Origin of the sequence: Aeromonas sp. S41-2, from assembly GCF_027705845.1 — a bacterium.
Taxonomy (GTDB): Bacteria; Pseudomonadota; Gammaproteobacteria; order Enterobacterales; family Aeromonadaceae; genus Aeromonas; species Aeromonas hydrophila.
This window is the reverse complement of sequence record NZ_JAPDCG010000001.1, coordinates 262,797-276,260: the sequence shown is the minus strand read 5'-3', so window position 1 is coordinate 276,260 and position 13,464 is coordinate 262,797. Positions and strand designations below refer to the sequence as shown.

General features: G+C 60.9%; 13 protein-coding genes. 8 read left to right on the top strand and 5 right to left on the bottom strand.

All coding sequences use genetic code 11. From position 1 onward, the window contains the following. Positions 1 to 69: 69 nt before the first annotated feature. The 4 genes from OKC44_RS01270 (at position 70) to yciA (ending at position 4,760) form a co-directional block, all read left to right on the top strand. The gene (locus tag OKC44_RS01270; protein ID WP_270810571.1) at positions 70 to 1,986 is read left to right on the top strand and encodes a transglycosylase SLT domain-containing protein; all 1,917 of its coding nucleotides are present in this window, start codon (positions 70 to 72) and stop codon (positions 1,984 to 1,986) included. Positions 1,987 to 2,165: 179 nt separating this feature from the next. Continuing rightward, entirely contained in the window at positions 2,166 to 3,164 is a 999-nt protein-coding gene (locus OKC44_RS01265; protein WP_024943788.1) for a LacI family DNA-binding transcriptional regulator, read from the top strand. Positions 3,165 to 3,422: 258 nt separating this feature from the next. Beyond that, on the top strand, positions 3,423 to 4,235 hold the full coding sequence (locus OKC44_RS01260; RefSeq protein WP_270810570.1) for an NAD-dependent epimerase/dehydratase family protein: 813 nt from the start codon (positions 3,423 to 3,425) through the stop codon (positions 4,233 to 4,235). 129 nt (positions 4,236 to 4,364) lie between these two features. Beyond that, on the top strand, positions 4,365 to 4,760 hold the full coding sequence (gene yciA / locus OKC44_RS01255) for an acyl-CoA thioester hydrolase YciA (protein WP_005299258.1): 396 nt from the start codon (positions 4,365 to 4,367) through the stop codon (positions 4,758 to 4,760). Between the two features lie 6 nt (positions 4,761 to 4,766). On the opposite strand, the gene OKC44_RS01250 is transcribed toward yciA, so the two are convergent. Continuing rightward, complete coding sequence (locus tag OKC44_RS01250; RefSeq protein WP_005299261.1) at positions 4,767 to 4,991, bottom strand: hypothetical protein; 225 nt, start codon at positions 4,989 to 4,991, stop codon at positions 4,767 to 4,769. Between the two features lie 111 nt (positions 4,992 to 5,102). Here OKC44_RS01250 and OKC44_RS01245 point away from each other — a divergent pair, with 111 nt between their 5' ends. Next, the gene (locus OKC44_RS01245; RefSeq protein ID WP_270810569.1) at positions 5,103 to 5,948 is read left to right on the top strand and encodes an endonuclease/exonuclease/phosphatase family protein; all 846 of its coding nucleotides are present in this window, start codon (positions 5,103 to 5,105) and stop codon (positions 5,946 to 5,948) included. Positions 5,949 to 6,033: 85 nt separating this feature from the next. Here the strand turns inward: OKC44_RS01245 and OKC44_RS01240 are convergent, their stop codons facing one another. After that, complete coding sequence (locus OKC44_RS01240; protein WP_011705461.1) at positions 6,034 to 7,581, bottom strand: LysM peptidoglycan-binding domain-containing protein; 1,548 nt, start codon at positions 7,579 to 7,581, stop codon at positions 6,034 to 6,036. 70 nt (positions 7,582 to 7,651) lie between these two features. Then, positions 7,652 to 8,416: a hydroxyacylglutathione hydrolase gene (gene gloB, locus OKC44_RS01235; protein ID WP_017409839.1), complete on the bottom strand. Its 765-nt coding sequence runs from the start codon at positions 8,414 to 8,416 to the stop codon at positions 7,652 to 7,654. A 71-nt stretch (positions 8,417 to 8,487) separates the two neighbouring features. Between gloB and OKC44_RS01230 the strand changes: the two genes are divergently transcribed. After that, positions 8,488 to 9,210: a class I SAM-dependent methyltransferase gene (locus OKC44_RS01230; protein WP_016350242.1), complete on the top strand. Its 723-nt coding sequence runs from the start codon at positions 8,488 to 8,490 to the stop codon at positions 9,208 to 9,210. Positions 9,211 to 9,265: 55 nt separating this feature from the next. On the opposite strand, the gene rnhA is transcribed toward OKC44_RS01230, so the two are convergent. Continuing rightward, positions 9,266 to 9,730: a ribonuclease HI gene (gene rnhA, locus OKC44_RS01225; protein WP_017409841.1), complete on the bottom strand. Its 465-nt coding sequence runs from the start codon at positions 9,728 to 9,730 to the stop codon at positions 9,266 to 9,268. 52 nt (positions 9,731 to 9,782) lie between these two features. On the opposite strand from rnhA, the gene dnaQ reads away from it, so the two are divergent. Both dnaQ and OKC44_RS01215 read left to right on the top strand, forming a co-directional pair. Continuing rightward, positions 9,783 to 10,517, top strand: coding sequence for a DNA polymerase III subunit epsilon (gene dnaQ, locus OKC44_RS01220; protein WP_011705465.1), 735 nt, complete (start codon positions 9,783 to 9,785; stop codon positions 10,515 to 10,517). Next, entirely contained in the window at positions 10,514 to 11,779 is a 1,266-nt protein-coding gene (locus OKC44_RS01215; protein WP_065478297.1) for a TIGR03503 family protein, read from the top strand. The genes dnaQ and OKC44_RS01215 overlap by 4 nt, the downstream gene beginning before the upstream one ends. Positions 11,780 to 11,860: 81 nt before the next feature. Here OKC44_RS01215 and OKC44_RS01210 read toward each other — a convergent pair whose 3' ends face one another. Continuing rightward, on the bottom strand, positions 11,861 to 13,378 hold the full coding sequence (locus OKC44_RS01210; protein ID WP_011705467.1) for an HD domain-containing phosphohydrolase: 1,518 nt from the start codon (positions 13,376 to 13,378) through the stop codon (positions 11,861 to 11,863). Between the last annotated feature and the right edge of the window lie 86 nt (positions 13,379 to 13,464).

The following is a 13,464-nucleotide window of genomic DNA, read 5'->3' as shown; positions in this document are numbered from 1 at the left end:
GGTAGAATGAGGGAATATGACACCACCGCCAACGGGCGGTGGCATTGCCTCTCAATGGAGACGTCTCTCGTGAAAGCCGTGCAGGGAATCATTTTATCGGCGCTGTGCGTGCCGGGGCTGCTGACGCAGGTTGCGGCGCAGACTCTGGAACAATCTCTCTATCGCCAGGCTTATGACGCGGTGCGGGCCGACGATCAGGCCCGTTTTCAGCAAATTCGCGCCCGTTTGACCCATTATCCGCTGCTGCCCTATCTCGATTACTACCAGCTGGCCTTTCGGCCCGGGGCGGCGGAGTATGACGACGTGACCCGCTTCATCCGCGAGCACGGTGACACCCCCCAATCCAACCGGCTGGAGCGCAGCTACCTCACCTATCTGGCCCAGAGCCAGCAGTGGTCCCAGTTCCTGCGCTTCTATCCGGCCAAGCCGAACTCCACCGATCTGCTCTGCATGCACTATCAGGCGCGCTACTACACCGGCCAGCAGAGCCAGGCACTGCAGGAGGCGGGCAAGCTCTGGCTGAGCGGCCAGTCCCGCCCCGATGCCTGCGATCCCCTGTTCCAGCTCTGGCAACAGGCTGGTTTGCGCACCCAGGAGAAGATCTGGACCCGCATGACCTTGGCCTTCGAGGCGGAGAACCCGAACCTTATCCGCCACCTCGGCGCTCAGCTTGGCAGCGGCATGAAGGCGTACGGGGATCAGATGATTACCCTGTTCGAGCAGCCCGCCAAGGCGATGAACACGGCCTATTTCACTACCGCCGCGCCCTCCAAAAAGTTGCTGTTGCTGGGGCTGGCCCGCTATGCCAACCAGCAGCCGGAAGCTGTGCTGGGACAGCTCGGCTATCTGCGCTCGCGTTTTGCGCTGAGCACCGCCGAACTCAAGCCGGTGGAACGGGCGGTGGCCAGACGGCTGCTGCTGGATCGCTCAACCGCCCAGCGCAACTGGCTGGATGCGACCGTGGTGCGCCAGGCCGACCCGGATCTGCTGGAGCTGCGGGCCCGGCTCGCCATCTGGGAGCAGGACTGGAAAGGGCTCTCCGGCTGGGTCAAGCGGATGCCCATGGCCCTGCAGAAGGAGGATCGCTGGCGCTACTGGCTGGCGCGCTCGCTGGAGGTACAGGGTCAGCAGAAACCGGCGCGGGATCTCTATCTGGAGACCGCCAATCTGCGTGGCTTCTATGGCTTCATGGCAGCGCAGCGCAGCGGCGTGCCCTATCGGATGAAGAATCAGAGCGTGGCGAAGAAGGTGCCGGACTGGCGCACCGCCAGCAGCCGCTGGCCCTTCCTGCTGCGGGTGCGTGAGTTGCTCGACATGAACGAGATCACGGTGGCGCGGGCGGAGTGGATCCACAACATGGACCGCAATCCGGTGGCCCAGCGCCTCGAGTTCGGCCACATCGCCCTCAACCAGGGCTGGCATGAACTGGCCATTCTGGCCAGCATCCGGGCCGAGGCCTGGGATGCCCTCGATTTGCGCTTCCCGCTGCCGCTCAAGCACACCTTCTCCCAGATGGCGCAGGAGCGGACCATGAACACCAGCCTGCTCTACGCCATTTCCCGTCAGGAGAGTGCGCTCTACCCGCTGGCACAGTCGCCGGTCGGGGCGAGGGGACTGATGCAGCTGATGCCGACCACCGCCAAGGAGACGGCCAGCAAGCTGGGGGTGCCCTATCGCAACGAACAGCAGTTGTTTGATCCTGCCATGAACATCCGCCTTGGCAGCGCCTATCTCAAGCGGCTGCTGGATGTGTACGACGGCAACCGGATCCTGGCGGCGGCGGCCTACAATGCCGGCCCCGGCCGGGTCAAACGCTGGCGCGATCAGAGTGCGGACAAGCCGATGGATGTCTGGGTCGAGAGCATCCCCTACAAGGAGACGCGCAACTATGTGCAGAACGTGCTGTCGTTCGATCTCATCTATCAGCACAAGCTGCAGCAGCCGCTGCGCTTCATGTCCGAGCGCGAGCTGAGTCACGCTTATTGAGACGGCTGCCGCCCTGGCGGCAGCCGGATTCCCATTCCCTCCCCAAAATGGTTATTATCCCATAAGGTTTTGTTACAAAAGGAAACCTGCCAGGTGATCGGGCGCCATCTCTTGGTCTGGCAGGTTCGTTATAATCGCCCGTTCAACACAGACAGGCTCCCCCAACAAAGGAATTGATAGTGGCAACGATTAAAGACGTTTCCCGGTTGGCTAATGTGTCCATTTCAACTGTGTCGCGAGTCATCAACAACACGGCGCAGGTGGCACCAGAAAAGCGTGAGGCCGTCATGGCGGCCATGAAGGAACTCAATTTTCGTCCCAACAGCTTTGCCCAGGCGCTGGTCAGCAAGCGCTCCAACTGCATCGGTGTGCTGGTGGGGGATCTGTGTGGTGGCCCCTTCTTCGCCCAGATGATGCGCGGCATCGAGAGCGTGGTGGACAAGGCGGACAAGTTCACCATCGTCATGTCCGGCAATCACGACGAGGTACGCGAGCGTCACGCCATTCAGGCGCTGCTGCAGCGCCAGTGCGATGCGCTGATCCTGCACAGCAAGGCGCTGCCCGACGAGGAGCTGAGCGAGCTGGTGGCGGGCAGCACCCCGGTGGTCTTCATCAACCGCCAGGTGCCGGGTGCCGAAGATCGCTGCGTCTGGCTGGACAACCAGGCCGGCATCACCACCGCCTGCCAGCACCTGCTGGATGCGGGCCATCGCAAGATTGCCTTCGTCACCTCGGACGATGAAGAGTTCGTCGATGGCCAGCAGCGGATGGCGGGGTATCATCACGCCCTGCAGCGGGCCGGCATCGCTCTTGATCCTGCCCTCATCGGCCGCGCCTTTGCCGACGAGAACGGCGGTTACGTGGCGATGGGCGAGCTGCTGGATCGGGGGGTTGAGTTTACCGCCGTGCTCGGTTTCAACGACGCCATGGTGGCGGGGGCCATCTCCTGTCTGCTGGAGCGGGGATACAAGATCCCGCAGCAGATCTCGGTGGTGGGCTTCGATGACATTCCCTATGCCCGCTACATCTATCCCAAGCTCACCACGGTGCGCTACCCCATCGAGGAGATGGGCGGCCGGGCTGCCGAGCTGGCGCTGAGCCTGCTGGATCACAAGCCGGCCGAGGGGCTGGAGCTCAAGTTCGAGGCCGAGCTGGTCAGACGGGAATCCGTCGCCTGAGTAGCCGACATTGGCCCTGAATGGGCCAATGTTGCTTCCCTATTTTGCGGAAAAATTGAAAGCGTTTTCAGAAATCCTTTTCAACTGTGATCCGCTTCAAAGCTTTTTGGACTGCCTGCCACTAGCATAGGCCCCACGAATTAGGAGCCTGTGCTCCCGATTTTCCCGCTGTGGGAGGTAACTGGTTAATCCAGCTATTTCCTTCGTTACTTTCGACGGTCATCATGGATGGCCGTTTTTTTTTGCCAGGATTTTGTCATGACAACAGAGAGTGAATACCAGACGGGGATCGTGGGCGCTGGCTGGCTGGGGTTGCCGCTGGCCCGGGCGCTGCAGGCCGAGGGCCGCGAGGTGGCGGTGACGGTCAGCTCGGCCCAGAAAGCCGCGCAGCTGAACGCGGAGGGGTTGCAGGCCTGGCCACTGCACCTGGGCACCGAGCTGACCGCCCTGCCGTTTCGCTGCCGCGAGCTGGTGATCTGCGTGCCGCCGAGCAAGGTCGAGGATTACCCGGCCGCCATCGGGCGGGTGGCCAAACTGGCGCAGGCCGCCGGCGTGCAGCGGCTGCTGTTCGTGAGTGCCACCTCGGTCTGGGCGCCGGGGCAGGGGGAGGATGAACAACCCATGCCTGCCCACGAGCGCGGGATGCGAATGCTGGCCGCCGAGCAGGCGGCGATGGGGGCCGGCATTCCCTGTGCCATGGTGCTGCGCCCGGCCGGGCTGTACGGGCCACAGCGCCATCCCGGCCGCTTCCTGGCGGGCAAGACCCTGGAGGGGGGCGGCCAGGCGGTGAACCTGGTGCACCTGGATGACGTGGTAGCCGCCTGTCAGCTGTTGCTGGCGCACGGAAAGGATGGCGATGCCTACAACCTGAGTGCGCCGGTGCACCCGCGCCGGGAGCAGTTCTACCCCTTTGCCGCGCGCCAGCTGGGCCTGCCGGCCCCGGTCTTCATCGAGCCGGCCGGCCAGTTTGTCCCCGTAGAGGGGCTGCGCATCTGCGAGCAGCTCGGTTTTGTCTATCGCTGGCCCGATCCGGCGCACTGGTTTGCCGAGCTGGCGGCCCAGGGTCACTGAGCATTCCGCACTGTGCTATAGAGTGGGGCACAGGTGGCTCCAATGGTGCGGCGCGGCGGGCAATTGAGGTTTGCCAAGGGGGGGCTCGCCCCCTATCATGCCGCCATCCATACAGAGAGAGCGGTAAAGATGGTAGATACAAGACGTCACCCCGATGGGGAACTGTTGCTGAGAACCCTGGCAATGCCAGCCGATACCAACCCCAATGGCGATATCTTCGGGGGCTGGATCATGTCCCAGATGGATATAGGTGGGGGCATCATGGCCAAGGAGCTGGCAAAAGGACGTATTTGTACCGTATCCGTCGAGGGCATGACCTTTCACAGCCCGGTCAAGGTGGGCGACGTGGTGTGTTGCTACGGGCGCTGCCTGAAGATCGGTCGCAGCTCCATGCGGCTGAAGCTGGAGGTGTGGGTCAAGCCGGTGCTGCGTGAAAACGAGGCCCAGCGCTACTGCGTGACCGAAGGGATCTTCACCTATGTCGCCATCGACGAACAGGGAAAATCCCGTCCGGTACCGGTCTGATCCGGCTCAGATAAGCCGGGCGTTGATGATGGATATTTCCTGCTCAAACCCGGTTTTTTGCCGTATCATGCGTTCCAGCATCTCTTCCGAGCCGACGCACTGCTGGGTGTCGAACAGGCAGAGATCGCACTGGGGATCCCGTCTGATCTGATAGACGGTGGAAAGCTCCACTTGATGACAATTTCCTTGTTGATCATAAAATGTCACGCGGTACTGGTGCTGTCTCGCCATCGTTGAATTCCTTCTGGATGAGCCGGGCCGGACACGAGCTATCAGCCTAGTCGGCAGCGATGACATTTGTGATGGTCAGGACACAATGCAGAGGCAGGTGGTTGTTAGCCAATGAAAAATAGTTATCGCATTCTGGGTACGTCGCTGCTGACGTTGGGACTGGTCGGCTGTTTCGAGGTGCCGGATCAGGATCACCTGGTCACGGCGCAGGGCATCATTCCCGGCGCCAACTGCCAGAAGCCGCCGCTGGTGGCGCTGGCCTCCACCGCCTTGCCACGCGAGTTCGGTATTACCGTCTGGAATCTCTACAAGGGTCAGCGTAAAAACTGGCGCGAGGGGCTGGACGAGTATGCCAAATCCCAGGATCTGGTACTGCTGCAGGAGTCGGCGACCCGCCCCGACATGCTGGAATGGCTGAAGGCCGGAGATTTCCAGTGGCAGCAATTGCAAGCCTTTACTCAGGGCGGCGTCTCCTTCGGCGTGATGACGGTCGCCAAGACGCCACAGGCGTTCGTGTGCGGCGTGCGCTCCCCCGAGCCGCTGCTGCGCATCCCCAAATCCGGTCTGGTCAGCCTCTACCCCTTGCAGGGGGATCCTGACGGCGTGCTGGTGGTGAACCTGCATGCGGTGAATTTCGAGCTGGGAATGGCGACCTTTCGCGAGCAGCTCAACGATCTGACCGCCCTGATCCATCGCCATCAGGGCCCGGTCATTCTGGCCGGGGATTTCAACACCTGGAGCGACAAGCGCGAATTCTGGCTGAACAAGCTGGTGGGCGAACTGGGGCTGCAGGAGGCGATCCCGGTGCCGGATCTGCGCCGGACCGCCTTCGGCCGACCGCTCGATCACCTCTACTATCGCAACCTGGACCTAGTGGAAGTGAGCAGCCCGGCGACCAATGCCTCGGATCACAACCCCATCATGGCCCGCTTTGCGGCTCAGGCCATCACTCCCTGAATCCTTACAGGCCACCAGGGTAGCCTGTGCCAGATAAAAAAATACCCCGCATTTGGCGGGGTATTTTTTATGAAGCGATGAACGATCAGCTGTTGTTCTTCACGAACAGGGTCAGCTCCTGACCCGGCTTGAGGTAATCGCTCTTGCCCAGCTGATTCCAGCGCATCACATCCATCACGGCAACCTGAAAACGGGCGGCGATGGAGGAGAGGGAGTCGCCGCGGCGCACCTGATAGACCATGGACTTGTTGCTGCTCTTGCCCTGCTTGGGCCAGACCACCAGCTTCATGCCCGGCTTCAAGGCCGACTTGGCGTTGAGACCGTTCCACTTGGCCAGCTCGTCATGGGTGACCCCGTGCGCCTGGCTGATGCTCCACAGATTGTCACCGGCACGCACCTTGTACTGGATCTTGCCGGCACTGCGGCTGGCGAGCTGCTGTGGCTTGCTCTGGGCGCTCTGACTGACCACCGGCTTGCTGCCGCTGGTCGGGATCATCAGGGTCTGGCCACGACGCAGGTGGTTGCCACTCAGGTTGTTGGCCAGCTTGAGCTGCTGCACGCTCACCCCATGATTCTGGGCGATGCGGGAGAGGGTGTCGCCGCTGGTGACCTGATAGGAGCGGGTGCGGATGCGCTCGCTCTGGGGCAGATCGGCCAGGGCCAGCTCCAGGGTATCGGCATACTCGACCGGTACCAGCAGGCGATAGGGCCCCTTGGGTGAGGTCGACCAGCGAGTCAGGGCCGGATTGACCTCTTTCAGCTGAGCCGGACGCAGGCCTGCCAGCTGGGCTGCCACGTTCAGATCGATCTGGCCGCCGGTGTTGACCACCCGCAGCTGAGGCTTGTTGGCCAGTACCGGCAGGGTGACATTGTACTTGTCCGCATTGCGGATCATGTCGGCCATGGCCAGGATCTTGGGCACATACATCCGGGTTTCGCGGGGCAGATCGAGTGACCAGTAGTCGGTCGGTCGGCCTGCCTTCTGATTGCGGGTGATGGCGTTGCGCACCCGTCCTTCACCGGCATTGTAAGCCGCCAGCGTCTGCAGCCAGTCGCCGTCGAAGAAACGGTTTAGGTACTCCAGATAATCCAGCGCGGCATTGGTGGAGGCCAGTACATCGCGGCGGCCGTCGTACCAGTTGTCGTGGCGCAGGCCGAAGTTCTTGCCGGTCGCAGGAACGAACTGCCACAGACCCACCGCATTGCTGCGGGAACGGGCGTGGGGATCGAACATGCTCTCGATCATGGGGATGGTAATAAGCTCCATTGGCAGCTCACGCCGTTCGATTTCCTCTACCATCAGATACAGGTAGGGCTCAGCCCGGCTGGCAATGGTCGCCAGATGCTTATCATTGCGCAACAACCAATCACGCTGCTGGCGGACACGGTCGTTCTCCTGCGGATCAAACTGCATATCATCGCTGATACGCACCCACAGGTTATCGGTGTCATCCAGTTCGTCGATCTGTTCGTCTCCGAACAGGAAGCGCGCCGAATGCTTTTTATACGCTTTTTTGTTGACTTGGGGGGACTTGATCGGCTCGATTGCCGTTAGCGCCCGGTCATCCTGATGGCTCAGGTTTTGGCAGCCGCTGAGAAACAGCGCCGCCAATAAGGCCGTTCGTACCTTCATCTCGCTCAGGTCATCTTTAGGAAAAACAGCTCGCATCATAAGGGGCAATGGCCCCCTGATCAAGGTTTGTTCAAAAAACGTCCTTCCAGGATCGCAGCACGGTGAAGGTATCCTCTGGATTTTCCAAGCATTTTAAGGCGTGTTTCTCAGCAGAAAATTTCACGGAATCCTGTTCGCATCGCAGAAAAACGTTGAACTCCCGCTCATCCCCCAGCCGTGATGGCAGACTCGGCAGACCCTGCTGGCGCAGCTTGCTGATCAGCCCGATCCGCTGCTGGATCGCCTGGTTGTCCGGCTCGACCGCGTAGGCGAAACGCAGGTTGGAGAGGGTGTACTCATGGGCACAATAAATGAGGGTGTCGTCGGGCAGGGCGGCGAGCCGCTGCAGTGAGGCGTGCATCTGGGCCGGGGTGCCTTCGAACAGGCGGCCACAACCGGCACTGAAGAGGGTATCGCCACAAAACAGCATGCCATGGCCGTAATAGGCGATGTGGCCATGGGTATGGCCGGGCACATGGATCACCTCAAGACTCAGCCCATGCCAGTTGATCTGATCCCCGTCATCGAGCCATTGGCCGTGATGAGCGGGCATGGGGTCAAGTTTGGGGCCATAGAGTCTGGCGTGGGGAAAGTGGCCGAGCAGGGCGGTGACGCCTCCCACATGATCGTGGTGGTGATGGGTCAGCAGAATCGCGTCGAGCTGCAGGTCCAGCGCGGCCAGTCGTTCCAGCACGGGTTCGGCATCGCCCGGGTCGACGACCAGGCAGTGATTTTCGTGTCGGATCAACCAGATGTAGTTGTCGTTAAAGGCAGGAACTGTGATCACTGGATACATGAGTCTGCTTCTCTTTATGGAGGGTATCTTATATAACTGGATGGCGTTCGAACCCCAAGTTGAGCCCTATTATGCAGGTGGCACGTACCGAACAACAAATCGAGATCCCGACCAGCTGGTCGGCACTGCCCATGGGGGACTGGGTAGCGGCCGAGATCCAGGAGCGGCTCGACAGCTGGTGCCCACATCTGTTTGGTTATCATCTGCTTAAAGTCGGGGCGCTGAGCGCCGAACTCTCCTGCGGCTGCTCTTCCATTCGCCATCAGATAGGGGTTGCCCCCAGCGGCAGATTGCTGGATCTCAAGGGCGATCCACTGGCCTTGCCGGTGCGCACCGGCAGCGTGGATGCCTGCCTGCTGGCCCACTGTCTCGACTTTTCGCCAGACCCCCACCAGGTTCTGCGCGAGGCGGAGCGGGTACTGACCGACGATGGCTGGCTCATCGTCAGCGGCTACAATCCGCTCAGCCTGGTCGGCATCGGCCACTGCCTGCCTTTCCTGCGTCAACATCTGCCCTGGTCGGCCCGCATGTTCACTCCGGCGCGGGTCACCGACTGGCTGCAGCTGCTCGGGTGTGAAGTGATGTTTGACGAGCGCTTTGGCTACTCGTTCATGGGCAAGCAGAGCCGGATCGGCTGGTGGCGGGAGAGTGTGGGGCGGGATTATTGCAGGCCGTTTGCGTCCGTCTACGTGATAGCGGCGCGCAAACGGCGCTTCCCCCTGACGCCGGTGCGCCGCCGCTGGCGCTTGCCCGAGTCGATAGCGACGCCGGGCATGGCGCGTCAGGGTTGGTAGCCAGTCTCGGGCGCCCTGGCTGGCGAGCGGTCCTGACGGGTGAGGCAGCCTTGGATCAGGGCTGGTAGCCGGTATCCTCGGCCAGCTGCTTGCCGCTGGCGGCCTCGCGGGCCAGCTCGTCGCAACGTTCGTTTTCCGGGTGACCTGAGTGCCCCTTGACCCAGAGCCATTCGATCTGATGACGCGCCACTTCCGCATCCAGCGCCTGCCAGAGATCGACGTTCTTGACCGGCTGACGGCTGGCTGTCACCCATCCTTTCTTCTTCCAGCCGATGATCCACTGGGTGATCCCCTGGCGCACATACTGGCTGTCGGTGGTGAGTCTGACCTGGCAGGGCTCGTTCAGGGTACGCAGCCCCATGATGGCGGCCATCAGCTCCATCCGGTTGTTGGTGGTGAGGCGAAAACCGGCGGCGAGCTCCTTGCGGTGCTTGCCATAGACCATGACGGCACCATAGCCGCCAGGGCCCGGGTTGCCGAGACAGGAACCATCCGTATACAAATCGATCTTTTTTAGCATGAGTCTTGGGGTAAACTAGCGGGTAAAGCCGAAGTTTGACATAGATTGGATCATGAACACACCCCAACTGAATCGCCAGATCATTCTGGATACTGAAACCACAGGTATGAACACCGCCGGTGGCCCCGTCTATCTGGGACACCGCATCATCGAGATCGGCTGTGTGGAGGTGATCAACCGCAAGCTGACCGGTAACCACTTCCACGTCTACATCAAGCCGGATCGGCTGGTGGACCCCGAGGCCATTCAGGTTCACGGCATCACCGACGAGTTCCTGCGTGACAAGCCGTCGTTCAGCCAGATCGCCGACGAGTTCATCGAGTTCATCCGCGGTGCCGAGCTGATTGCCCACAACGCGCCGTTTGACGTGAGCTTCATGGACTATGAGTTCGGCAAGCTCGGCCTCAATTTCAAGACTGCCGACATCTGCGGCATCACGGATACCCTGGCGATGGCGCGGGACCTGTTCCCGGGCAAGCGCAACAACCTCGACGTGCTGTGCGATCGCTACGGCATCGACAACTCGCACCGTACCCTGCACGGGGCTTTGCTCGATGCGGAGATCCTGGCGGACGTCTACCTGCTGATGACGGGTGGCCAGACCAAGTTGAATCTGGCTACCGAGAGCAGTGAAAATGAGAGCAATCAGGACACCAGCATCCGCCGGTTGGAGAGCAATCGCCCACCGCTCAAGGTGATCCGTGCCAGTGCCGAGATTGAGGCGGTGCACGAAGCGCGGCTGGATCTGGTGCAGAAAAAAGGAGGAGCCTGCCTGTGGCGGCAATGAGCAAGCTATGGAGCGGCCTGCTGTTATTGGCCTCGCTGACGGCCTCGGCCAACGAGGTGTTTGCCCCCTCCGACATTCCCCTGCTCGACAATCGCTTTCGCATCGATTACGGGGTGAAAGAGATCACCTTCATCGTGACGCGCAAGCCGGGCACCCCCTCGGTGATCCTGGTGCGTCCGGACGGCAGCAAGCTCTATGTGGGCAAGGTGACGCCCCCCGATGTGGGCTGGCTGGCGCTCAAGGATCAGGATCTCATCACCATCCGTGATCCCATGCCAGGCCCCTGGCAGGCCATCGGCGAGGTGGACCCGGACAACCGGGTGCGCCTGCTGTCAAACATCAGGCTGGAAACCGATCAACTGCCGACCCAGCTCTATCAGGGGGAAAGGGTCAAGCTCAAGTCCTGGCTGCTGATCGACGATGCACCACCCAAGGCCGGTTATTACCTGACCGACCTTGGCATGACGGTGCGATTGCAGCGTTTCAACGACGCCAAGCAGGAGGGAGAGCCCATCGTTGACGAAGTGCTCGGCCACTATCGTGACGATGGCAAGGGGCTCGACGAGGTGCCGGGTGACGGCATCATGACCGCCGAGGCGGTGCTGGATGTGGCTGCGGGAAAATACCGGGCCATGTATAGCACGGGCAATCAGGTGTTCTCCCGCGCTCGCTATCAGGATGTGCTGATCTACCCGTTGCCGGTCAGCTATACCCTGGCGCCTCCCTCGCAGGAGTTTGGCGCCAAGCTCTCCTTCCTGATAGATGCCGATGAGCTGGATCCGGCCTCCGTGGTCATTGAGGGCAAGGCGACCAATACGGTGGGAGCCAGCATGGCGTTCAATGCGGTGGCGACTGAACCCCGGGTGGAAGTGGATCTCTCTGCCATCAAGGAGGTTGGCCAGTATGAGGTGAACGCCACCCTGTTTGGCACGACCCGGCTGGGCCGCGAGATCCAGGTCACGCTACCGGTGAAATCGTTCAATATCTTCCCGGTGCTGGCGGCTGAGCCATCGGCGGCCTCTGCGGCTTCTGAAACCTCGGCTGCAGTGCCTAACCAGGTGAAATTCGAGGAAAAACAGAGCAGCGGCTGGCTGATCTGGTTGCTGGGTGGGGTCGGCATCCTGCTGGTCTTGCTGGGCGGGGTTGGTTTCATCTTGCTGCAAAAGCGGCGAGCACTGAAAAAAGCGATGGCGGCGCAGAAAGCCGAGAGTGAAAGCGCCAAGCCGGAAGCCAAACTGGATCTGAACCTGCCCGAACAATAACCGGGCAACCGCATGAAAAAGCCGCCCATCAAGGCGGCTTTGTTATTCATGGGCAGACGGGTTAGCTGCAACCCTTCAGCATCAATGTTCCCCGACGTAGATGTCCTTGTGTTGATCGCGGATCTCGAGGAATTTGTCGAGGTTGGCCAGCATCAGTTCTACCAACTGGGGATCGAAGTGCTGACCTTTCTCCTCCTGGATCAGTGCCAGTACCTTGTCCAGCGGCCAGGCCTTCTTGTAGCAGCGATCCGAGCCGAGCGCATCAAACACGTCGGCCAGCGCCACCACCCGCCCTTCCAACGGAATGGCATCACCTTTGAGGCCACGGGGATAGCCGCTGCCATTCCACTTTTCATGGTGGTTGCCGGCGATGGTGGCGCCAATCTGGAACAGCGCCAGATCGCTGCCGGAGAGCATATCTTGCCCCAGCTGGGCGTGGGTCTTCATGATCTCCCACTCCTCGGGGGTCAGCTTGCCCGGTTTGTGGAGGATGGCGTCGGGGATGCCCACCTTGCCGATGTCGTGCAGCGGGGAGGCGCGCTTGATGAGCTCGCTCTGCTCCTCGCTCATGCCGAGCAGCTGGCAGAACAGTTCGGTGTAGAGGGCGACCCGTTTCACGTGCAGGCCGGACTCCTTGGAGCGGGTCTCCACCAGTTCGCCGATCCGATAGATGATCTCGCGCTGGTTGTCGGCGATGACCTCGTTGAGCCGGATGTTCTCCAGTGCCACTATGATGTTTTCGGTAAACAGGCTGAGCAGCCCCATGTCCATCTGGCTGAGCTGGCGAGTGGTCTCGATATGAAACAGCAGGTGATGACGGGGGTTCTGGCAGTAGAGCACCATCTGGTTGCCATCATAGACGTTGGCACGATTGGCCATGGCCTGGCGCAGAATGGAGGGTGCATCTGCCAGTCGCAGTGACGGGTGGCCCGGCAGCAGGGGCTCCAGAATTTGATCCCGTACTTCGTAGGCGAACTGCTTCACGTCGTAGATTTGCGACTCTTCCAGACTGAGCAGGGCCCCGAGCTGTTCCTGAGCCCCTTCGACAAACTGGCGCAGGGCCCGTTTCTCGAAGATCCCCTTGGAGGCCTCAATGACTTTTTCCAGCCCCTGGCGATTGCTCTCCAGCGTGCGGATGTCGCGGTATGAACGCAGGCTGGCCCGCAGCAGGGTGCGCAGCTTCTGGGAGGTGAGCTCGGTCTTGTCCTTGTAGTCGTTGATGTCGTAGTTGGTGACCACGTCATCTTCCGGGGCCTGACCGGGTTGGCCGGTACGCAGCACGATGCGCACCATCTTGTTTTGCAGATCCTCGCGCACGAATTTGACCACATCGAGACCGGCGTGATCGACCTCCATGACCACGTCCAGCAGCAGCAGTGCTACGTCCGGGGTCTTGGCGAGCAACTCCCTGGCCTGGGCGGCTGAATAAGCATGCAAAAATTCAATGGGTCTATTATCGAATTCAAACTTGCTCAGGGTGATCTTGGTGATGCGATGAACCTCGGGTTCATCGTCCACAATCATCACCTTCCATCCAGCCTGCTGGTCATCGAGAAGGGGCAGATCGTCATCGTCAATAATCAGGATTTGGTCATCCATCATGCAATCCTGTTTGGGATCCTGTGCTTACATTAACTGCTTCACTAAGGATAGGAAACTTATTGAGAAATAAAATTTGATCTGTG